General features: G+C 44.8%; 19 protein-coding genes, 1 tRNA gene and 1 pseudogene. 12 read left to right on the top strand and 9 right to left on the bottom strand.

The window, feature by feature from the left end:
* The 7 genes from FD974_RS02315 to FD974_RS02285 all read right to left on the bottom strand — a co-directional run bounded on the left by FD974_RS02315 (window position 1) and on the right by FD974_RS02285 (window position 7931).
* Window positions 1–1524, bottom strand: a complete 1524-nt coding sequence (locus tag FD974_RS02315; protein ID WP_215365423.1) for a malonyl-CoA synthase — start codon at window positions 1522–1524, stop codon at window positions 1–3.
* Window positions 1525–1564: 40 nt separating this feature from the next.
* On the bottom strand, window positions 1565–2527 hold the full coding sequence (locus FD974_RS02310) for a Bug family tripartite tricarboxylate transporter substrate binding protein (RefSeq protein ID WP_371817131.1): 963 nt from the start codon (window positions 2525–2527) through the stop codon (window positions 1565–1567).
* A gap of 146 nt (window positions 2528–2673) precedes the next feature.
* Window positions 2674–3978 carry a malonyl-CoA decarboxylase gene (locus FD974_RS02305; RefSeq protein ID WP_215365420.1) on the bottom strand — a complete coding sequence of 435 codons (1305 nt, stop codon included), beginning with the start codon at window positions 3976–3978 and terminating at the stop codon, window positions 2674–2676.
* Between the two features lie 135 nt (window positions 3979–4113).
* On the bottom strand, window positions 4114–5022 hold the full coding sequence (locus FD974_RS02300) for a LysR substrate-binding domain-containing protein (protein ID WP_215365418.1): 909 nt from the start codon (window positions 5020–5022) through the stop codon (window positions 4114–4116).
* A 26-nt stretch (window positions 5023–5048) separates the two neighbouring features.
* Window positions 5049–5837: a prolipoprotein diacylglyceryl transferase gene (lgt, locus tag FD974_RS02295; protein WP_215365416.1), complete on the bottom strand. Its 789-nt coding sequence runs from the start codon at window positions 5835–5837 to the stop codon at window positions 5049–5051.
* Window positions 5838–5851: 14 nt separating this feature from the next.
* Window positions 5852–6349 carry a DNA polymerase III subunit chi gene (locus tag FD974_RS02290; RefSeq protein WP_371817120.1) on the bottom strand — a complete coding sequence of 166 codons (498 nt, stop codon included), beginning with the start codon at window positions 6347–6349 and terminating at the stop codon, window positions 5852–5854.
* Window positions 6336–7931 (bottom strand): leucyl aminopeptidase, encoded by a 1596-nt coding sequence (locus FD974_RS02285; RefSeq protein ID WP_371817119.1) that lies wholly within the window; start codon window positions 7929–7931, stop codon window positions 6336–6338. Before FD974_RS02285 ends, FD974_RS02290 begins: the two co-directional genes overlap by 14 nt.
* A gap of 125 nt (window positions 7932–8056) precedes the next feature.
* Between FD974_RS02285 and lptF the strand changes: the two genes are divergently transcribed.
* From lptF to FD974_RS02265, 4 genes are all read left to right on the top strand, one after another.
* Window positions 8057–9172, top strand: a complete 1116-nt coding sequence (gene lptF / locus FD974_RS02280; RefSeq protein ID WP_215365414.1) for an LPS export ABC transporter permease LptF — start codon at window positions 8057–8059, stop codon at window positions 9170–9172.
* On the top strand, window positions 9169–10323 hold the full coding sequence (gene lptG, locus FD974_RS02275) for an LPS export ABC transporter permease LptG (protein WP_215365412.1): 1155 nt from the start codon (window positions 9169–9171) through the stop codon (window positions 10321–10323). The genes lptF and lptG overlap by 4 nt, the downstream gene beginning before the upstream one ends.
* Before the next feature lie 62 nt (window positions 10324–10385).
* Window positions 10386–11327 carry a CysB family HTH-type transcriptional regulator gene (locus FD974_RS02270; RefSeq protein WP_215365410.1) on the top strand — a complete coding sequence of 314 codons (942 nt, stop codon included), beginning with the start codon at window positions 10386–10388 and terminating at the stop codon, window positions 11325–11327.
* A gap of 96 nt (window positions 11328–11423) precedes the next feature.
* Window positions 11424–13082, top strand: a complete 1659-nt coding sequence (locus FD974_RS02265; RefSeq protein ID WP_215365408.1) for a tetratricopeptide repeat protein — start codon at window positions 11424–11426, stop codon at window positions 13080–13082.
* A gap of 189 nt (window positions 13083–13271) precedes the next feature.
* On the opposite strand, the gene FD974_RS02260 is transcribed toward FD974_RS02265, so the two are convergent.
* Window positions 13272–13356: transfer RNA gene (locus FD974_RS02260), tRNA-Leu, on the bottom strand.
* Window positions 13357–13497: 141 nt separating this feature from the next.
* Between FD974_RS02260 and FD974_RS02255 the strand changes: the two genes are divergently transcribed.
* The 8 genes and pseudogenes from FD974_RS02255 to rng all read left to right on the top strand — a co-directional run bounded on the left by FD974_RS02255 (window position 13498) and on the right by rng (window position 20218).
* Window positions 13498–14217 carry a YebC/PmpR family DNA-binding transcriptional regulator gene (locus FD974_RS02255; RefSeq protein WP_215365406.1) on the top strand — a complete coding sequence of 240 codons (720 nt, stop codon included), beginning with the start codon at window positions 13498–13500 and terminating at the stop codon, window positions 14215–14217.
* Window positions 14218–14266: 49 nt separating this feature from the next.
* Window positions 14267–15544 (top strand): phosphoribosylamine--glycine ligase, encoded by a 1278-nt coding sequence (purD, locus tag FD974_RS02250; RefSeq protein WP_215365404.1) that lies wholly within the window; start codon window positions 14267–14269, stop codon window positions 15542–15544.
* A gap of 65 nt (window positions 15545–15609) precedes the next feature.
* A complete protein-coding gene (hemF, locus tag FD974_RS02245; RefSeq protein ID WP_215366583.1) occupies window positions 15610–16521 on the top strand; it encodes an oxygen-dependent coproporphyrinogen oxidase in 912 nt (303 codons plus the stop codon).
* Window positions 16522–16532: 11 nt separating this feature from the next.
* Window positions 16533–17225 (top strand): nicotinate (nicotinamide) nucleotide adenylyltransferase, encoded by a 693-nt coding sequence (nadD, locus tag FD974_RS02240; protein ID WP_251374644.1) that lies wholly within the window; start codon window positions 16533–16535, stop codon window positions 17223–17225.
* A gap of 56 nt (window positions 17226–17281) precedes the next feature.
* Window positions 17282–17671, top strand: a pseudogene (gene rsfS, locus FD974_RS02235) (ribosome silencing factor); the annotation flags it as partial.
* A 12-nt stretch (window positions 17672–17683) separates the two neighbouring features.
* Window positions 17684–18127, top strand: a complete 444-nt coding sequence (gene rlmH / locus FD974_RS02230; RefSeq protein ID WP_215365398.1) for a 23S rRNA (pseudouridine(1915)-N(3))-methyltransferase RlmH — start codon at window positions 17684–17686, stop codon at window positions 18125–18127.
* 7 nt (window positions 18128–18134) lie between these two features.
* A complete protein-coding gene (locus FD974_RS02225; RefSeq protein WP_215365396.1) occupies window positions 18135–18758 on the top strand; it encodes a nucleoside triphosphate pyrophosphatase in 624 nt (207 codons plus the stop codon).
* On the top strand, window positions 18755–20218 hold the full coding sequence (gene rng / locus FD974_RS02220) for a ribonuclease G (protein WP_215365394.1): 1464 nt from the start codon (window positions 18755–18757) through the stop codon (window positions 20216–20218). The genes FD974_RS02225 and rng overlap by 4 nt, the downstream gene beginning before the upstream one ends.
* Before the next feature lie 15 nt (window positions 20219–20233).
* On the opposite strand, the gene msbA is transcribed toward rng, so the two are convergent.
* Complete coding sequence (msbA, locus tag FD974_RS02215) at window positions 20234–21997, bottom strand: lipid A export permease/ATP-binding protein MsbA (RefSeq protein ID WP_215365392.1); 1764 nt, start codon at window positions 21995–21997, stop codon at window positions 20234–20236.

The raw sequence follows: 21997 nt of genomic DNA, 5'->3' as shown, positions 1-21997 counted from the left end.
TTAATTGGTATATTGCTGACGCAAAATATTCTTTTGCACTTTACCCATCGCATTGCGTGGCAAATCACTCACAATCTCTAAGCGCTTTGGAATTTTAAAATTCGCAATTTGAGATTTCAAAGACGTGATCATTGCCTGAGAATCTAGCTTAGCACCAGGCTTAGGTACTACTACCGCCATTACCGCCTCACCAAAATCAGGGTGCGGAATACCAATCACAGCGCTCTCATCAACACCTTCCATATCGTCAATGAAGCTCTCAATCTCTTTTGGATAGACGTTGTATCCACCAGAAATAATTAAATCTTTGCTGCGACCAACGATGCATAAATAGTCATTAGGCGCTTTACCGCCATTGGCAGAGCCACCCCAGCGACCTACGTCGCCCGTTTTAAACCAGCCATCTTTTGTAAACTCTTCAGCAGTTTTTTCTGGCATGCGCCAGTAGCCCTTAAATATATTAGGGCCTTTGACTTGAATGCTACCGATTTCATTCACGCCACAAGGCTTGTTATTTTCATCAACGACGCGCACTTTTACGCCTGGCAATGGCAGACCAACGGATCCGCCTACACGATTGCCTTTGTATGGATTGGAGACGAGCATCACTGTCTCACTCATGCCATAACGCTCGAGAATCGGCTGACCAATAGTCTCTTTAAACGTATTAAAGGTTTCAGTTAGCAGGGGCGCAGAACCAGAAACAAATAAACGCATATTGCGTGCAACTTGCTTATTGAAATCCTTATCCGCTAGCAAGCGAACATAAAACGTTGGCACACCCATCATGACAGTTGACTTGGGCATATGAGCAATGAGCTGTGCCGTATCGAGACGAGGCAACCAAATCATCTTACTGCCATTGATGAGAGCGCCATGTGCGGCAACAAATAAACCATGCACATGGAAGATGGGTAAGGCATGCAACAAGACATCGCCTTTTTTCCATCCCCAGAATTTTTGCAGTACTTGGGCATTGCTTCCCAAGTTCTTATGGGTCAGCATCGCACCCTTACTTCTACCAGTAGTACCGGAGGTATACAAAATAGCAGCCAAGTCATCATCCTTAACAGCAACAGTCTTAAAGCGATCGCTTTGACCAGCGGCACGCTCAAGCAAAGTGCCAGTGCGGTTCTCATCAAGGGTAAAGACGTGTTTAGTACCCGCCTTAAACGCTACCTTAGACACCCAGGAAAAATTCTTGCTGCTACAAACTACAACTGCCGGCTCAGCATTTTCCAAGAAATACTGAACCTCAGCTGCCTGATAGGCCGTATTGAGCGGCAAATAAACATAGCCAGCCCTAACAGTAGCCAAATACAGAAATAATGCTTCGGGGGATTTTTCAACCTGAACTGCTATGCGGGAACCAGCTGGCAGTTTGAGGCTCTTCAGAAAATTCGCTATCTTGGCAGTTGCACACTCCAAATCACTCCAGGAGTAATACAGTCCATCATGTGTTTCTAGTGCGCAAGCTTGCTTGTCTTTTGGAAAACCTTTTTCCAAGAGCGAATATAAATTCATTAGAGCCTCAAAACCAATCAATCAAACAAACAATTACAAATTAATCCAACTGTGCGCCAGATTTCTTAACAACAGTAGACCAACGTGCAACGTCCGCACTGACCTGCTTACCAAAAGCTTCGCCGGTTAAGTTTGGAGTTTCTGAACCTTGCTTCTCCCAGATAGCCTTTAGCTTAGGAGTATTTAAGGCCTTTTGCACTTCAACAATCATTTTGTCAACGATTGGCTTTGGAGTGCCAGCAGGAGCAAACATCGAATACCAAGTTGAAACAACATAGTCAGGTAAACCTGCTTCTTGGAAGGTTGGTACATTCGGAATAGCTGTCGAACGCTTGTTTGAAGCAACAGCAATCGCCACCAACTTACCAGCATTAATTTGTGGAGCTGAAGTTGCAAGACCATCAAACTCTAAATCCACTTGACCCGCTAAAAGGTCATTCATAGCAGGGCCTGCACCACGATATGGGATGTGAGTAATAAAGGTACCAGTTTGGATTTTGTAGAGCTCACCAGCTAAATGGTGAACAGTTCCGCTACCCGCACTTGCAAAGTTGTACTTACCAGGGTTCTTCTTCATTAGCTCGAGGAACTCTTTGGCGTTACGTGCGCTAACACGTTGTGGATTGACCACCAATACTTGTGGCACGTTTGCCAACATTGCTACAGGAATGAAACTCTTCTCGATGTCGTAATCTAAGTTCTTATACATGGATGGCGCAATGGTGTGATGCGTTGCACCGATGAACCAGGTATAACCATCTGGAGCAGCCTTTGCAGCCATAGATGCACCAACAGTTCCGCCTGCACCACCACGGTTGTCGATCACAAATTGCTTACCGAGCTGCTCAGTCAATTGTGCAGCTAAAGGCCTTGCAAAAGCATCGGTACCACCACCAGCAGGGAACGGGTTTAAAAAGGTCACTGGCTTATTTGGCCACTCTTGTGCAGCCACAGCCAATGGAGCAGCACAAACAAGGAACAGAGCCTTTTTTAATGTGCTCATTGTGAAAACAGAAAACTTACTCTTTTGATTAAACATCTTTGTCTCCTTTAATCAGTCAACGTAATAATTAACTTCGTTTTTTATAAATGCTCAACTATTCTAAGGGTACTTCTGGTTTGCTGCAAAACTCCTACCAAGGGAAAACACTAAGGCGCCATCAATTTTCCAACTGCTCTGGAATACACGATTTCACCATTAGCAAAACGCTCATGATTATCTTCAACGCTACCTAGGTCATACAAATAATTCACCATTAAACCTGCTGACTGCCGTAAACCTTTGCGGGATAAATCCCCTGCCCAGTTCACAAGATGCAACTTGGCGCCATTTCCTAAGTGAAATTTAGCCACTGGGTTACCATCTCGACCAGTTGAAGCCAGCCCCAAATAGATACTTGCTAAGCAAAGTAATGCATTTTTTTCAGCGTCAGAGGCAATATCAGGATGCCATCCGCTTGCAATACGTTCAGCCCAAGATTGAGCCTGCAAGTTCAGCGTTACTAAAGCAGCGTCACGCGCCGCTTTGATATTAGACTTTAAGCGCTCCGCAGGAACACCCTCTCCTAAATGCGCACCTGAAGCCACCCAATCCATAAAGCCGGGTATTGGTGAAAGCGTAACGAAGGTTTTTATCCCAGGAAACTCAGCGTGCAATTGCTCTGCTACACGCTTAATTAAAAAGTTACCCATTGATACACCCCGTAAGCCAGGCTCACAGTTACTAATCGAGTAAAAAACAGCAACCTTGTATTGAGAAACCTGTTCAACAGTTTCTGCTTTTTTATCAACCAAAGGTGTAATCACCGTCGGAATTTCTGGCAACAGCGCTACCTCAACAAAGATAAGGGGCTCACTGGGCAACTGCGGGTGAAAAAAAGCAAAGCAGCGACGATCTGGCTGAAGACGACGCCGTAAGTCATCCCAGCCATCAATGGCATGCACTGCTTCGTGCTGGATCAACTTTTCCAATACTTCTGCAGGGGACTTCCAGTCCACGCGATGCATCTTTAAAAAGCCAGGATTAAACCAGGAAGAAAGTAAATGGCGCATATCAAAATCGACTGCAGCAAGCTCTGGCTTTTTATCTAGTAATTGCAATAAATCCCGACGCATCTGAACTACTGCAGCGGTGCCTTGGCTAGCGCGATTTAGGCGACGGAAAAATTCTTGGCGGGGCGATTCTGAGACTTTTTGTAACTTGATGTAATTACGAGCACTAGAATCCGCAACAAAATTTTGTGCCGCCTTCAAAACAGCATCAGCTTGCGGGTTGAGCTTTTCAAATAAGAAGGTGAAAAAAGAGACATGTTGATCTTTGGCTAATTTGCGGTAGTTGTTCACCACATCATCTGCCATGCTCAGCGCATTGGATTCGCCGCGCTCAGAAATCAAGCGTTTGATTGCATTATTGGCTTTAGATAAGTTGCGAGCCTTGGTGAGTTTTTCAAGCATGTCTTTTGCCTAGGAAGGGCTACTCATCATTAATGGGATAAATTCAATGTAAAGCTGCGATGACACTTAATCAATTAAGCAAAAGCAAGTATCATTAACTTTAAGTTAAATAATATAATACGACTTTAAAAGCAATTAGATATTATTGCAATGCAGCATGCGGGCTTCAGCCGCTAAGGCCAAAATATTCGGATTAAATTCATTAGCCTGAAGGTACATTAAAGCAATGTGCTGCGTGAGTCGATATTTAGACTTCAGAGGCGTGAAGACGATCGCATCACCCATTAGGGCCTTCACTCTGCCGGGCAAAAGTGCTTTTCCAAGATCACCTGAAACCATATTCATCAAACTAAAAATATCCCCAACCTTCATCACTACATTTGGGGTGATGCCGGCCAATTTAAAGGCATCATAAAAACCCGTAGTCGTTGCAAACCCATCTTGTAAGGTTAAAAATTTTTCATCTTGATACTCTGATAAATCAATTTCACCCTGCTGCGGTTTGTAATTTTTAGAAGATGCAAAGAATAATTGATCATCAAACAAAGGAACCACCTGAACGCTATCAGCCAATTTGTCAGTAGGGATTGCTAATACAACAGCGTCTACAGCACCTTCGAACAATTTTTTCATTAACTCTTGATTAGATCCCAGATGCAAATCGATATCCAAATTGGGTCTTCGAATCTTAGTCCCCATAATGATTCGGGGAATGATATTGGCAGTTAATGAATACATTGAGCCCAGCCTGATTTGACCACTCTCTATGCCGGCCTTGGCTTTGACTTTTTTGAACATGCGTTCCATGTCTTCTAATACATCAATGCTCATCTCGGCTAAATACAGCGCCGCAGGAAGCGGCTTTAATTGGCGCCCCTCTTTAACAAATAAGGGGCATCCAAGACCGCTCTGAAGAGAGTGCAATGCCTTATGAATGCTGACTGAGCTCAGCTGTAATTCTTCACCAGTCTTTGCCAGACTGCCAGTTCTCACAAATGAGCAGAGAATTTCTAACTTTCGTAGAGTAACTTCTTCATTCAACATGAGGCTAGCTCGAATATTTCAAGAAGTTAAGCAGACTTTGATTTAAAGCCTACTAGCAAATAAATGCCAAAAATAATCATTGGCACAGAAAGCCATTGACCCATCGAGAGACCTAATCCCAAGAGGCCTAAGAAGGCATCCGGCTCACGGGCAAACTCAGCCAGGAATCGGCAGACACCATAACCCAATAAGAACAGTCCAGAAACCTGACCAACCCTGTGGGGTTTACTAGAGTAGATCCACAGCACAATCCCAAGGCACAGCCCCTCACCAAACAACTGATACAACTGTGATGGATGTCGTGGGATGGAGTCAACCAATGGAAAAACCATGGCCCATGGTAAGTCTGTAGGTCTCCCCCATAACTCACCATTAATAAAATTGCCTAAGCGTCCAAATGCCAAGCCAAAAGGCACCAGAGGCGCAACTAAATCACTCACAACAAAAAACGATACTTTCCGACGATGCGCAAACCAAAGCAATGCGAGCAGGACGCCCAGAAGGCCACCATGGAAAGACATGCCACCTTCCCAGATTTTAAAAATACTTAAGGGATGAGAAAGGTAGTAGCCAGGCATATAAAACAAGGTATAGCCAATGCGACCACCCAATACAACACCCAACACTCCAGCAAACAATAAGTCCTCTAAATCTTTGTATGTCCACCCCAGAGATTGGTAGCGTGGCGCACGAATGCGCAGTCGCCCTAGCAATAAAAATTGAACAAAGGCTAAGAGATACATCAACCCATACCAATGAATGGCAAATGAGCCAATACGGAGAACTTCAGGATCAAACTGGGGATGAATAAACATAAAAGATGAAAGCCCTATCCAGCCTTAGATTGATCAAAGTTATGTAGTTCATGCCCCAAATCACGATAGGCTTTATATCGCTCACGACCTGCTAAACGCTCAGCTTCATTGATTGTCACAACCTCAACAATTCTCGGGAAACGGTTTGCTAGAGCCGCTACATCACTTGGCATACGCATGCCCAAGTGAATCAATACATCAGCATGGGGCAAGTTTGACAGAGCGGGTGCAAAAAAATCCTCGCTCAATAAAATTGGAGACTCTATTGCCGCCTCATCATCAATAAAAGCATGGGGCAAAAAATCGATGGCACTAAATGTCCAAAGCAGCTCATCTAACTTTTGAAGATCTGATCGCTCACCCACCATCACAATATGACGCACAGGCTGACCAGCAGGAGTAGCACTCCAAATCTTGCGTGTTAAACGGCAAGCATATTGCAGTTTGTCACTTACATTACTATGAAAATCAATGCGCGCCATGAGCTGTTCTTTACGCTTATTTTTGCTCAAGCAAGTAATTAACTAAAAGCGGTACTGGACGTCCTGTTGCTCCTTTTGCAGCCCCACTCTTCCATGCAGTACCGGCAATATCTAAATGCGCCCATTTGTATTTCTCAGTAAAGCGAGATAGGAAGCATGCGGCTGTGACGCTACCTGCAGGGCGACCGCCGATATTAGCAACATCCGCAAAATTAGATTTCAACTGCTCATGATATGCAGCGTCCAAAGGTAAGCGCCACACAGTATCAAGCGAAGCGTGACCGGCCTTAGTCAGGGCGCCGACCAAAGCTTCGTCATCAGAAAATAATCCACTATGCACATGCCCGAGAGCAATGACACAAGCCCCCGTTAAGGTGGCTACATCAATCACTGCCTTTGGCTTAAAGCGCTCAACGTACGTTAAAGCATCACAGAGAATTAAGCGGCCTTCCGCATCGGTATTGAGAATCTCGATGGTTTGACCTGACATACTTTTAACGATATCGCCAGGGCGGGTAGCGTTACCAGATGGCATATTTTCACAAGTGGGCACAACGCCGATCACATTCTTTTTCAACTTCATTAAAGCTGTTGCATACATCGTGCCAATGACCGATGCCGCACCACACATGTCGTACTTCATCTCATCCATAGCTTCACCCGGTTTGAGTGATATTCCGCCAGTATCAAAAGTAATTCCTTTACCAACTAAAACAATCGGGGCTTCACCGACCTTGCCACCTTGGTGACGCATCACAATAAATTGCGGTGGAGTGTTAGATCCTTGAGCAACCGATAGGAATGATCCCATGCCCAAGGCTTCAATTTGCTTACGCCCCATTACTTCTACTTTGAGAGCAGTTTTCTTAGATAAACCTTGTGCCGCCTTACCTAAATAAGTAGGCGTGCAAATGTTGGGCGGCAAATTACCGAGATCCTTAGCCAGATTCATACCCTCAACCATCGCAACGCCCTCTGCTACGGCAGCTTTTAACTCCTTAGCACAGGCATCATTTCCAGCAAATATGAGATGGTTAAATGCATCCGCCTTATCCTTCGCTTTAAATTTCATGGCGGGTTGTCGCACCCCAAATCGATATGCTTGATCGCCAGCGTATTGAATGGTTAAACGCACTTCTTCCGCAATAAATTCTGCGCGATGACCAAGAGCAAAACTTGGAATAAACCACACGGCATTTTGAATCGAGCCACCGCTTAAATGCTTGAGCGCTGAACGAGCAATCTTAGAAAAGGCATTTAAGCTTCTCGCCTCAGCGAAATTGACATCACCCAAGCATGCCAAAAGAACACGCTTTGTTTTTACCCCCGCAGCCGCCCAAGACTTTTCTGCACGTAAACTGCACACTGAAGCCTGCTGAGTATCGAGATCGCCCACCAAGTTTGCATGGGTTACTGAACCCCCAAGTATGCGATCCAACTCCGCCAATACACCACTCTTTGCCTTTGAGCCCCTTAAGGCGTCTACGTCAGCCTTGGTATAGGCCAAAACCAAGCAATCAGAGGGATAGGCTAACAAGGCTAAAAGACTCGCTTTTAGCTGCTTTGGGCTGTTGATATCAGCTTGGGAGAAAATCTTTGTACTAAATTGCATGGTCATCATCTCTTGCGGTGTTTATAGGGAAATTCAACGGGGTAAAACAGGTATTTATCCATTATCCTCCGAGATATGGGCTCACGCCTTGAGCGGGTCGCTCTGAGCACCTTTATTATCTACATATGATTTTTCACCAAGCCCTTCGCCGCGAACTCAGTTTTACCACTGGCGGGGTATTTTTGGTCCTAGTGACCATCATGATTACCACTCTAGTCATTCGAATCTTGGGGTTTGCAGCCAATGGGGCTGTCAACCCAGAAGACGCCTTGGTTTTAATTGCCCTAGCCACCCTCGGCTATATGGCGGTTTTGCTCACCGTATCCCTCTTCGTAGCAGTCTTAATTGTGCTCGTTCGCTGGTACAAAGACTCCGAGATGATTGTCTGGTTTGCTAGTGGATTGAGCATTGCTAGCTTAATCCGCCCTATTTTGCGTTTTGCTCTACCTCTAGTCATCATCATCGCCTTGTTAGCCTTATTTGTTTGGCCCTGGGCAAATCGTGAGTCCACTTTGATTAGTCAGCGCTTTCAACAGCGCAGTGATGTATCCATGGTTGCTGCCGGTCAATTTAAGGAGTCTGCCAAAGCGGAGAGAGTCTTCTTTATTGAAGAGCTGGATATTGATAAAGGAGAAGTCAAAAATATTTTTGCTGCCGAAAATAAAAATGGTCGCTTAAGCGTTGCAGTTGCGGCAACCGGGTTTATTGAGAATGCCCCCGGAGGAGAAAAGTCGATCGTCCTGAATAATGGTCGGCGTTACGAAGGTCTACCCACACAACCGGATTTCCGCATTCTGGAGTTTGGGGAATACACTACCAAAATTCAAAATAAGAGTGCACTCGATCCTGCGCCACGAGATCGAGAAAAGTCCGTTTCAGAGTTACTCAACGACCCCGACCCCAATACGATGAATCCCAATCGAGCAGAGTTGCTTTGGCGCATTGGCTTACCCTTCATGGCGCTAGGGCTTGTTTTAATTGCCATACCACTTGCTTATGTGAACCCTAGACTCGGAAACTACACCGCGATGTTCTATGCGGTTCTCATCTATTTAATTTATAGCAACTTACTAAATTTAACGCAAAACTTTGTAGCTCAAGGCAAGGTAAATGTTTTTATGGCTGCATGGCCGATACACCTTTTTGCTTTTGGCATGGCCTACATACTGATTCGCAATCGTATCAATCCCTCCTTGAAATGGTGGCGTCGTCAGTTGCCAGCCTTCTTAGGCAATAGATGAAATTCCTGTTTCCTTACATCTTCGAACGGTATTTGGCTAAGCAGATATATGCAGCATTTGGCTTTATCTTGTTTGCCTTAGTTGCGCTATTTTTATTCTTTGACATCCTAAGTGAGCTCGGTTCGGTTAAGGGCCAATACACACTTCCATTGGCATTGCTGCATGTTGTCCTGAAGGCGCCAAGTCGAATTTCTGAAATCATTCCTATTGCGGGATTGATAGGCAGTATTTATGTCTTTGCAATGCTTGCGAGCCAATCAGAATTCACCATCTTACGAATCGCCGGTCTTGATGTTAATCGTGGCTTAAAGACCCTCGCAAAAATCTCCCTCCCCCTCATCGTTCTGACGCTCATCATGAGTGAATGGCTTGGGCCTTATACAGAAAGCCTATCTGATCAGATTCGCATGAAAGCCTTGGGCTCGTCTTATAGCTCTCAATTTAAAACTGGCGTTTGGGTCAAGGATCGCTTGAGAAATGAGGACGGTGGCGGTCCAGTCAGACCAGGTGTGCGCTATGTGAACGTGGGCAAAATTGAGCAAGACAACGAAATTAAAAACATACGCATGTATGAGTTTGATGATGCCTATCGATTACTATCTATTCGCAGTGCAGCATCAGGACGCTTTGACGAACTCGGCACTTGGTTGCTCGATGATGTTACGGAAACTCGCTTTAAAGAGACAAAGCAATCAGATCCCTTAAACCCCGTATATTCTGCACAAACAAGCACTTATCCTATCGTGAGCCTCAATTCAGAGGTAACACCACAAATTCTCAGCGTATTACTTGTTAGCCCTGAAAAAATGTCTATTTTCAGCTTAGGGCGTTTCATATCCCATCTCAGAGATAACAAGCAAGATGCGCACCGACACTCCATCGCCTTTTGGAAGAAAGTCATTTATCCCTTTACGATTTTTGTCATGCTGACCCTAGCCCTGCCATTTGCTTATCTCAAGGTTCGCGCCGGTAGCGTGGGCATTAAAGTATTTGGCGGCATCATGCTCGGAATGAGCTTCCAGTTATTTAATTCGCTGTTCTCAAATGTGGGTTTATTGGGCTCATGGCCCGCCCTGCTGACAGCGATCACTCCGCCTCTGGTTTACTTTATTTTGGCGATTATTGGTTTACGCTGGGTCTCTAGAGCTTAATACTCAAAAATCATATAGAATTTCTTTCATATATCTTTGTTGATATAAAGATTGGAATTCATATGAATCTGCACCAATTTCGCTTTGTTCGCGAAGCTGTAAGACAAAACTTCAACCTCACTTCGGCTGCTAAGGCACTCTTTACCTCGCAGCCTGGTGTTTCTAAAGCAATCATCGAATTGGAAGACGAGCTAGGAGTGGAGATTTTCCGTCGTCACGGAAAAAGGATTCGCTCATTAACAGAGCCTGGCAAACGCATTTTGACCTCAATTGAACGCATCCTAGATGAAGCGGAAACCTTAAAACGGGTTGGTAAAGATTTTGCAAGCCAAGATCAAGGCAGTTTTGTTATCGCCACCACACATACCCAAGCGCGTTACGCATTACCTAAGGTACTCACTGAATTTACCAAACGCTTTCCCAAGGTACGTGTGAGCATTCAACAAGGAAACCCCGCTCAAATTGCCGAACTCTTAGCCCATGATCGTGCCGATATTGCCATTGCTACAGAAGGGATTGCCAATACTCCTGGGATTCTTGCGTTACCAGGATATCAATGGCAACACGTTGTCATGGTGCCATTAAGTCACCCCCTTCTCAATCAAGCCAACATCACTCTTGAGGAAATCGCCAAATACCCATTGATTACCTATGACCGAGCATTTGCTGGTCGGAGCAAGATTGATGCCGCATTTGCACAACGCAATCTGAGTCCCGATATTATTTTGGAAGCAATAGATGCCGACGTGATCAAAACCTATGTTGAAACAGGTATGGGAATAGGTATCGTCGCTGGATTGGCATATGACCTAGATCGTGACAGAAATCTTCGTGTAATTCCTGTTGGTCATTTATTTGGCAACAATGTCACCCACCTCGGAGTTAAACAAGGCGCCTACTTGCGCTCTTTTGTCTATACATTCATAGAATTATTTTCGCCAACACTAACGCGCAAGATTGTTGAACAAGCAATGAATAATGAATCAGAGATTTACGATATTTAAGAAAAAATTTTCTAAATAAATTTAAAACGATTGATCGCCCGATTGTTTAAGTTGCAATGGAGTTGACGAGTCAATGTCTAAAATAGGTTTTAATTTATGCAAAACGATAATCAGCTTGTTGAGCTAGGAAAATACTATTTAAGTATCAATCAAATAGATCTGGCCTGGAATATCCTGAAGGAGGTAGCTGCTTCATCGCCCAATAACTCGCTTGCATATGAATTACTGGCTCAAATTGCTTTTTTAAAAGGTGATGAGATGATGGCCTATAAACTTCTTTCGCAAGCGTGCAACACTGAAGGTTGTTCTTCAGAAGCCTTATATTGCCTCGGACAGAATTACCTTGCCTCAAAAAAATTTAGCGATGCTATAGAGATTTTTGAAAGGTCTATAGCGAAAAATGGAGAATATTTTGAGGTATTGCATGATCTTGGAACATGCTACGCCAATCAAGGTATTCTTATTAAGGCAATTGAGTTTTATAACAAAGCTTTAGAAATAAAAAATGATGTTCCGGAACTATTTTTCAATCTTGGAAGAATGGAGGATGAACTAAAAAATTATTCTGAGGCAATAAACCATTATGGTAAAGCTATTAGCCTTAAAGCAGACTATGCTGAAGCTTGGTCTCATAAAGGATTGGCCTTTCATGAGCTAGAAAGATATGAAGAAGCGTTAAGTGCATTTGACGCCGCATTAAATTTAACTCCAAACTACTCTGAAGCTCTCAACTTTAAAGCAGTGACACTTTCCGAAATGAGGCGCTACACAGAAGCCCTAACATGCCTTGACAAAGCTATTATTGCCAATCCAAGCTTTAGCGATGCTCTTTGGAATAAGGCAACGACGCAATTAGTTCTTGGAAATTTTGAAGAAGGCTGGAAGAACTACGAATTTAGATGGGCAAAGTCAAAGTCTCAGCCTTATAAATACCCCGAAATTCCCCAATTACCTACCAATGAAACTCAGAGAGGGAGAAGGATACTGGTATGGGCCGAGCAAGGCTACGGAGATACCCTGCAATTCTCAAGATATATTCACCTACTCTTAGAGCAAGGAGCTCAAGTAATATTTGAGGTACAAAAACCATTACTCAATTTACTCAGAAATAATATTCAATGCCAAGTGGTGGAAAAATATGATCCAACCATCGAGGTTGATTACCAGGTTCCCCTACTTACGCTTCCTCATATCTTTAAAACCACTCTAGACAGCATACCTCCAATTTACCCAAATATAAATCTTACAGGGGGGCACTTAGGAAGGTTGGGGAAATTTTTATTAAGTACTAACAACAAAATCAATATTGGAATTTCTTGCTCTGGAAATCCAGAGCACCTAAATGATCGCAATAGGTCGATGCCATTAATTAATTTTTTGCCGCTCCTGGATATTTCAAATTTGTATTTAATACAAAAGGGAGTTAGCAACGATGATCTCAAATGCCTGGATACCCATACTGAAATTAAGTACCTCGGAAATGAGCTAATTGATTTTGAAGATAGCGCAGCAATTATTAACTCAATGGATTTAATTATCAGTGTTGATACCTCCCTAGCTCATCTGGCTGGAATACTGAAGAAGAAATTATTTCTTTTACTCCCCTTTTCACCTGAGTGGAGATGGATGAGTGAGGGCTCCACTTCTCCATGGTACCCGTCTACAAAAATCTTTAGGCAAAATAAAAGGGGTGACTGGGGGACCGTTATCGATCAAATCATGGCTGAATTAATAACTCAGAACCAATGTGAATAAAGTCAATGAGTATCGACCGATGCTTATTCTTGTAGCCCGCTACTGGGGCGACTATATTTCACCAAAAAAAATGGTTTAGCAATCCAGCTGGGGCGCAATGCACTTGCCCGCATACTGAATTTCAATACAGAAGGCTCTCCAGCTTTTTAAGACATTAAAAGCACGAAATAAATATAAAAACTATATGATTGGTGCCCCGGGGCGGACTCGAACCGCCACGCCTTGCGGCACCGGATTTTGAGTCCGGCACGTCTACCAATTCCATCACCGGGGCAGGTGTTTGCAGAGGAAAAACTGCATTGAAGCGAACTAAGAGGTCAAAGTGTAACAAAAAAAGTGTAGGCAGAGCCATTCTTACCCTAAGAAGCCCTTAAAATAGCGGCTTCAAGCCAAATTATTTAAAGGACTCACCCGTATGGCCGGCCATTCGAAATGGGCCAATATTCAGCACCGCAAAGGACGTCAAGACGAAAAGCGCGGGAAGATTTGGACCAAACTGATCAAAGAAATTACTGTTGCCGCTAAATTAGGCGGTGGCGACATTGCTACCAATCCCCGCTTACGCTTGGCAATTGACAAAGCTAAAGACGCCAATATGCCTAATGACAACGTTCAGCGCGCTATTGCCCGTGGCACTGGTTCACTTGAGGGGGTTAACTACGAAGAGATTCGTTACGAAGGTTATGGCATCAATGGAGCGGCAATTATTGTGGATTGTTTAACTGATAACCGCACTCGTACCGTTGCAGAAGTTCGCCATGCATTTGCAAAAAATGGCGGAAATATGGGGGCTGAAGGTTCGGTTGCTTTCATGTTTAAGCACTGCGGTCAAATGCTGTTTGCTCCAGGGACCAATGAAGATCAACTTATGGAAGTAGCTCTGGATGCCGGAGCAGATGATGTGATTGCCCATGATGATGGATCGCTTGAGGTGCTTACTCCCGTTCCTGAATTTTCTAAAATTCAAGATTCAATAATGAAAGTAGGTCTTAAACCAGAATTGGCCACCGTGACCATGCGCCCTGAAAATGAGACCACCTTAGAAGGCGATCAGGCTGAAAGCATGCAAAAACTTTTAGACGCCCTTGAAAATCTAGATGATGTACAAGAAGTCTTCACGAATGCATCGCTGTAATGACTTTTATCTTGCTAATTTATTTACCTTCCCATTGAACTAACTTGCTATGAAAATTCTTTTAATTGGATCCGGTGGTCGTGAACATGCTCTTGCTTGGAAGCTAGCCCAATCCCCTCAAGTTCAAAAGGTTTATGTTGCGCCCGGCAATGGCGGGACTGCTACTGCAAAACAATATGGCGCCGGTATTGAAAACCTCCCCATCTCTGATCTCCAAGGCCTAGCGGACTTTGCTAAACGAGAAAAAATTCATTTAACAGTCGTAGGACCAGAAGCGCCGCTTGCCGCTGGCATTGTGGATGTATTTCGGGCTAATGGTTTACGCATTTTTGGCCCCACTCAACTTGCCGCGCAATTGGAATCCTCTAAAGATTTCTCCAAGGCCTTTATGAAGCGCCATGGCATCCCAACAGCGGATTACCAAACTTTCTCGAATGCATTAGAAGCACATGCTTATATCGACGCTAAGGGTGCGCCTATTGTGATTAAGGCGGATGGTCTGGCTGCCGGTAAAGGTGTAGTCGTAGCGATGAGTCTTGATGAGGCGCATACAGCGGTGGATATGATGCTTGCTGATAATAAATTTGGTAATGCTGGCGCCCGCGTAGTCATTGAAGAATTTCTCACTGGCGAAGAAGCGAGCTTTATTGTTCTCGTGGATGGCAAGAATGTCTTAGCATTAGCTACCAGCCAAGATCACAAGCGCTTACTCGATGAAGATCAAGGCCCCAATACTGGTGGTATGGGTGCTTATTCACCCGCGCCAGTGGTCACTCCAGAGATTCATGCGCGCGCCCTACGAGAAGTAATCATTCCAACAGTAAAGGGCATGGAATCTGATGGCATCCCCTACACGGGCTTTCTTTATGCGGGACTCATGATTAGCCCTGACGGAAAAATCAAGACGCTTGAATTTAACTGCCGTATGGGTGATCCAGAAACTCAACCCATCATGGCACGCTTAAAAAGTGATTTAGTCAGAGCACTTGATCATGCTGTGGATGGAAAGCTCAATGAAATGGAGTTGGAGTGGGATCGTCGTACTGCGCTAGGCGTGGTTCTTGCGGCCCACAATTATCCAGACACTCCCCGTAATGGAGATGTAATTACCGGGATCCCAGAAGATACCGAAGATCAACTAACCTTTCATGCTGGCACAAAATTGGTAGGTGATGAACTAGTCACCTCCGGTGGACGTGTGCTGTGCGTAGTTGGTTTAGCGGATACCGTTCGCGGCGCGCAACAAAAAGCCTATGAAGCCATTGCGAAAATTCAGTTTGATGGCATGCAATATCGCAAAGATATTGGTTATCGCGCAGTTAAATAAATTCCCATAAAGACTTTTCACTTTTGGCTAACAATTCCAATACCCCCTCTACACAACACACTCAAATAGATATTGAGGCCTTAAAGGAATATTTTCTAGGCTTGCAAAATCGCATTACGAGCGCCATGAGTGCGCTAGATGGCAAAGCATTCATAGTGGATGCATGGGAAAAGCCTGAAGATAGCAAACTCAAGGGGTATGGTCGCACTTGCATTTTGGATGGTGGCAATATTTTGGAAAAGGGTGGGGTTGGTTTCTCTCACGTACGTGGCGATCAAATGCCACCTTCAGCCTCACACCACCGCCCCGAAGTAGCTGGGCGCAGCTTTGAAGCCATGGGCGTATCCCTAGTCTTTCACCCCAATAACCCCAAAGTTCCCACTACGCACATGAACGTGCGCTGCTTTATTGCGCAGGCCCCCGATAAAGAGCCAGTCTGGTGGTTTGGGGGTGGTTTTGATCTCACACCCTATTACGGTGTAGACGAGGACTGCAAACACTTTCATCAAACCGCTAAAGATGCTTTAGATCCATTTGGCAAGGACTTATATCCGCAATTTAAAAAATGGTGTGACGAGTACTTTTATTTAAAACACCGAGAAGAACCTCGTGGTATCGGTGGCGTTTTCTTCGACGACTTCAATAGCCTTGGCTTTGAAGAAAGTTTTGCGATGACTCGTGCAGTTGGGGATGCATTTATTGCCGCCTATCTGCCAATCGTTGAGCGCCGTTATAAAGACCAATTCACTCCAGAGGAAAAAGCATTTCAAGAATATCGTCGCGGCCGTTATGTTGAATACAACCTCATCTTTGATCGTGGCACTATTTTTGGCCTGCACTCTGGTGGTCGCACTGAATCTATTTTGATGTCTATGCCTCCAGTAGTGCAATGGTGGTACAACTGGCAACCTCAGCCTGGTACACCGGAAGCTAAACTCTATGACTACTATCTCAAGCCAAGAGATTGGCTAGCTTAGCCCCACACGATTTGAATACCTCAACAAAAAAAATTGGCATCCTGGGTGGCACTTTTGACCCTCCTCACCTAGGCCATCTCAAATTAGCTACCCATTTTGCAAAGGTGTTGCAACTCGATACACTACTTTTGATTCCATCTGGCACACCTTGGCAAAAAGACTCTCTCATCACTTCAGCAGAAATGCGCCTTCGACTGACAGAAGCTGCTGGTATTGATTTAGCCAGGGCCTTTTTGTATTTAAATATCCCGACCCAAGTCGGCATAGATCGAATCGAGATCGATCGCCCAGGCCCAAGTTACGCGATTGATACTGCCAAGGCCCTCAGAGAGCGGTTTGGTCCGCAAGCAAACCTAATCTGGCTGATAGGGGCAGACTCCTTAATCAAGCTTCCTACGTGGAATTCTTGGGATCAGTTACTAAGTTATGTAAATTTTGCTGTGGCTAGTAGACCGCAATATGATCTATCAACAGAACTTCCTAAGGAAATCACTGAATTACTTAATAAATGCCAATGTGTTGAGGTTAGCGCCCTTGAAAATAGCCCTTTTGGCCATATATACCTAGATAAGAGTCTTTCAGTGGACCTTTCCTCAACCAACTTGCGCAATCAGCTTAGAGATCCAGATAGCCAAACGACTGCTTTTGATCAAATTCCCTCGCACGCTTTAGAAATCATTACAAATCTGGGCTTATACAAGTAATCAAGCTAAGATCAAGCCTAAATACAAAACATCTCAAAAAAAATAGCAAAGAAGATATGGACTTAAAAAAATTACAACGTGTTGTCATTGATGCCTTAGAAGATGTCAAGGCTCAGGATATTCGCGTATATGACACCACCAAACTGAGTGAACTATTTGATCGAGTAGTTATCGCCACCGGATCAAGCAATCGCCAAACTCGCTCACTTGCCATGTCTGTCAAAGAAGCGGTCAATGCCAAAGGCGGCGAAGTCATTTCTGTTGAAGGATTAGAAACCGGTGAATGGGTACTAGTTGATTGCGGCGATATTGTGGTGCACATTCTTCAACCTGCTCTGCGTGCTTACTATCAATTAGAAGGTATGTGGGGGGCTAAACCGGTCCGCGTTAAGCTGGCCGCTGATAAAGGCTTGGTCAAAGCTAGTGAGTCCGAGGACGACGAAGACTAATCTCTTGGCATGCGCTTAACTATTGTTTCTGTAGGGCATAAGATGCCCGATTGGGTTGCTACTGCAACCCATGATTATGTAAAACGTATGCCGGCAGATTGCAGCATCGACATTAAAGAAATCAAACCCGATTTAACGCCAGCGAAAGAGGCCATCAAAATTGCCGCTGCCATTCCCAAAGGATCCCGGGTGATTGCACTGGATGAACGCGGCAAAGATCAAACCACTCAAAATCTGGCTACGCAGTTGTCAAACTGGCGACAAGAAGGTTTTGACATCACCTTCTTAATTGGTGGCACCGATGGCCTTGATCCAAGCCTCAAAGAGAATGCTCAAGCGATGTGGCGTCTATCAAGCCTTACTCTACCGCATGCTATGGCAAGGGTCCTTTTGGTAGAGCAGCTCTATCGCGCCTGGACTATTTTGCAGGGTCATCCCTATCACCGCGAATAAATTTTTCATGTTTTCTTATATTTATCTCGCCTCGCAAAGTCCCCGCCGCCAAGAACTACTTAAGCAGATTGGTGTTTCTTTTGAAATGCTGGTAGCGCAAATTGGCGAAGATACCGAGACTATCGAGATACCACTTCTCAATGAAAAAGCCCGTGAATATGTAGAGCGAGTTACCTTAGTAAAAAGTGCTCTTGCATTCGAACGCTGGCGTAAGAGCAACAAAGCATGGGCACCCATACTCTGTGCAGACACTACGGTGAGCCTACCCCAGCATCCCAAGGGCGAAATCCTCGGCAAACCAGCTGATGCCGCAGATGCTACCCGCATCTTAGACATGCTCAGTGGCCAGACCCATGAAGTGTTAACCGCAGTAGCTTTGACCATTAATCCAGAAGAGAAACCCCTTTGCTTGGTGCAGGTATCTCAAGTGGAATTTTCGCGTCTTACTGGGGAGCAAATTGCAGGCTATATTGCTAGCGGCGAGCCATTTGGGAAGGCTGGTGCCTATGGTATTCAAGGCCGCGGGGGTGCATTCATTCCCTCCATCAAAGGCAGCTATAGCGGTATCATGGGACTACCTATTTTTGAAGTAAGCCAATTACTAGATTTCGCTAAAGTTGCCCGCACATGAATGAAGAAATTCTCATTAATATCACCCCACAAGAAACGCGGGTAGCACTCATTCAACAGGGTGCTGTTCAAGAGCTGCAAATTGAGCGTACTCGTCAACGCGGTATTGTTGGCAACATCTACTTAGCAAAAGTCGTACGCGTTCTTCCTGGAATGCAGTCTGCATTTATTGAAATTGGCCTTGAGCGCACCGCCTTTATGCATGTGGCAGACATTACCCAAAATAATCCGCAAGCCCAAATCGAAAAACTACTTTTTGAAGGGCAGAATGTTTTGGTGCAAGTGCTCAAGGACCCCCTAGGGACTAAAGGGGCTCGCCTCACAACCCAGCTCAGTATTGCTGGGCGCAATTTGGTTTACTTACCACCAGCAGGAACAGATGTTGCTGCTGAAAAGTATATTGGTGTGTCTCAAAGAATTGATCAACCTGAAGAGCGTGAAGCAATTAAGGCCCGCCTAGCTGGCCTTATGCCTGCCGATGAAAAAGGGGGCATCATCGTCCGCACAAGTGCCCAAGATGCTAGCGATACCGAGTTAGAGCACGATATGCATTACCTACGCACTACTTGGGAAAGAATTCGGGAGGCCGTGAATCACAAGCCGGCACCCAGTTTGCTCTATCAGGATCTGAGCTTAGCCGAGCGAGTATTGCGCGATGTTGCTGGTGAAGGAACCACCCAAATTCGAGTTGATTCAGCAGAAAATTTTGAGAAGCTCAAAAGCTTTGCCACACTCTATATGCCTAACCTCCTCGACAAGCTCACATTGCATCGTGGTGAACGGGCTCTCTTTGATTTATTCGATGTAGATTCTGAAATCAATAAAGCCTTGGGCAGAAGAGTAGATCTCAAATCGGGTGGCTATCTCATGATTGATCAAACCGAGTCCATGACAACCATTGATGTCAACACCGGCAGCTATGTAGGCGCCCGCAATTTAGATGACACCGTATTTAAGACGAACTTAGAGGCAGCGCAATCGATTGCACGTCAATTACGTCTGCGTAATTTAGGCGGTATCATCATCATCGATTTTATTGACATGTTGAGCAAAGATCATCAAGACTCAGTCTTGAATGAACTCAAGCGCAATTTAGAGCGCGATCATGCGCGCACCTCTATTAGTGAATTCTCATCCCTAGGGCTAGTAGAGATGACTCGCAAGCGTACGCGCGAATCCTTGGCGCACATTACCTGTGAGCCCTGCCCCACTTGCCAAGGCAAAGGGGAGGTTAAAACTGCCCAAACTATTTGCTATGAGATTTTGCGAGAAATTGTTCGAGAGCACCGCCAATTTAATCCCCGTGAATTTCGAATCGTTGCTGCACCCGATGTGATTGACCTATTTTTAGAAGAAGAGAATCAATTCTTGGCGCAACTGGGTGATTTCATCAATAAACCAATCAAACTGCAAGCAGAAAGTAGCTTTCGCCAAGAGCAATACGATATTGTTCTGAGTTAATGACTAGCGCAAGTGTTATGCGTTCGAAAATTGGATGCGATGTAGATTGGCATAGAGGCCATCTTTGACTATCAACTCTTCATGCGAACCATTTTCAATCACATGACCATGCTCTAGAACCACAATCCGATCAGCATGTTCAATGGTTGATAACCGGTGCGCAATCACCAAAGTAGTTCTACCAACCATTAAGCGCTCTAAAGCATCTTGGACCTGACGTTCAGATTCAGAATCCAACGCTGAAGTTGCCTCATCCAAAATCAGAATGGGTGCATCCTTATAAATTGCACGGGCAATCGCTAAGCGCTGCCGTTGACCGCCAGATAAACGATTGCCATTGTCTCCAATTTGAGTGTCAATTCCCTCGGGCAATTCTTTCATGAGAGCAGATAAGTTGGCAGCTTCAAGCGCCTCCATAACCCGGCCACGATCAATACCTTCTGGACCAACTGCACCATAGGCTACATTGGCTGCAATGCTGTCATTGAATAAAATGACATCCTGGCTCACAAAGGCAATTTGCTTGCGTAAGTCTGAAAGCACAATCTCTTCAAGAGGAATATCGTCAAGATAAATGTGCCCGCTTGTTGGTTGAAAAAATCGCGGGAGCAAATTAACCAGGGTTGATTTACCGCCACCAGATGGACCAACAAAGGCAACTACTTCACCCGGCCTAATACTCAGATTGATATTCGTGAGCGCATCTTTGCGTCCCACTTCTTGTTGATAAGAAAAGCCCACGTTTTCAAAACGTAAAGCGCCCCTCGCCTTTTCCAGAGGCTTCATATTCTCCTTGCGAGAATCATCCTCTTCAAAGGGTTGATCCATTAAACCAAAGATCATCTCGGCAGCAGTAAGCCCGCGCTGCAAGGGTTGATTAATATCAGCTAAATGCTTAATTGGAGAGATTACCAACATCATGGCGGTGATGAAGGCCGCAAATCCGCCTACTGTCGTTCCTTCGGTAGCCGATTGCATTAAGGCAATTACCAGTACAAGTGAGAGCGCCATTGAAGCAATCAACTGGGTGATAGGCTGATTCAACCCGCCAGCAACTGCTGACTTCATAGCAAACTGACGTAAGCGTTCCGCTTTATTCATAAAGCGCTGCATCTCGTATTCTTCTGCGCCATGCACTTTGACGATCTTATAACCAGCGGCAGACTCCTCAACAATATAGGCAAGCTCACTTGTCAGAGTCTGCTGCTCGCGGTTTAACGATCTCAAGCGTCGATTAATTTTGCTCATCACAAAAGCAATGATGGGAAAAATAATTAATACGACTAAAGTTAATTGCCAATTTAAGTAAATCAGATAACCTATCAGACCAATTACAGTGAGAGAGTCACGTACCAAGCTAATTAACATACCCCCCATGATGGAGAGCACATTGTTCACTTCGAAAACCACCGCATTAATCAAATTTGATGCTGAGTTTTTCTGAAAGAAAGTAGTGCTGGCATGCAGTAGCGTTTGAAACATTTGCTCACGCAACTTCAGCAACACCGAATTGATTACCCTTGTCAGCAAATAGTTAGACAAGAACTGAGCCAAACTCCGGACGAGCGCTAGCCCCACGAGAAAAACAGGCACCTGCCATAACTTATCGTTCATTTGCCCAGTAAACCCCCGATCCAACAGCGGCTTCATTAAGGCCGGGATGGAGGTTTCGGCTCCAGCCACCAAGGCCATGGCTAATAAAGACCCAATAATCATGCGAATATGGGGCTTGAGATACTGAATTAAGCGATTTAAGGCGGTACGGTCTTGAGCATTCAT

The organism is Polynucleobacter sp. es-EL-1 (assembly GCF_018687975.1).
In the GTDB taxonomy this organism is placed as follows: domain Bacteria; phylum Pseudomonadota; class Gammaproteobacteria; order Burkholderiales; family Burkholderiaceae; genus Polynucleobacter.
This window is presented reverse-complemented; position numbering and strand designations above follow the sequence as displayed.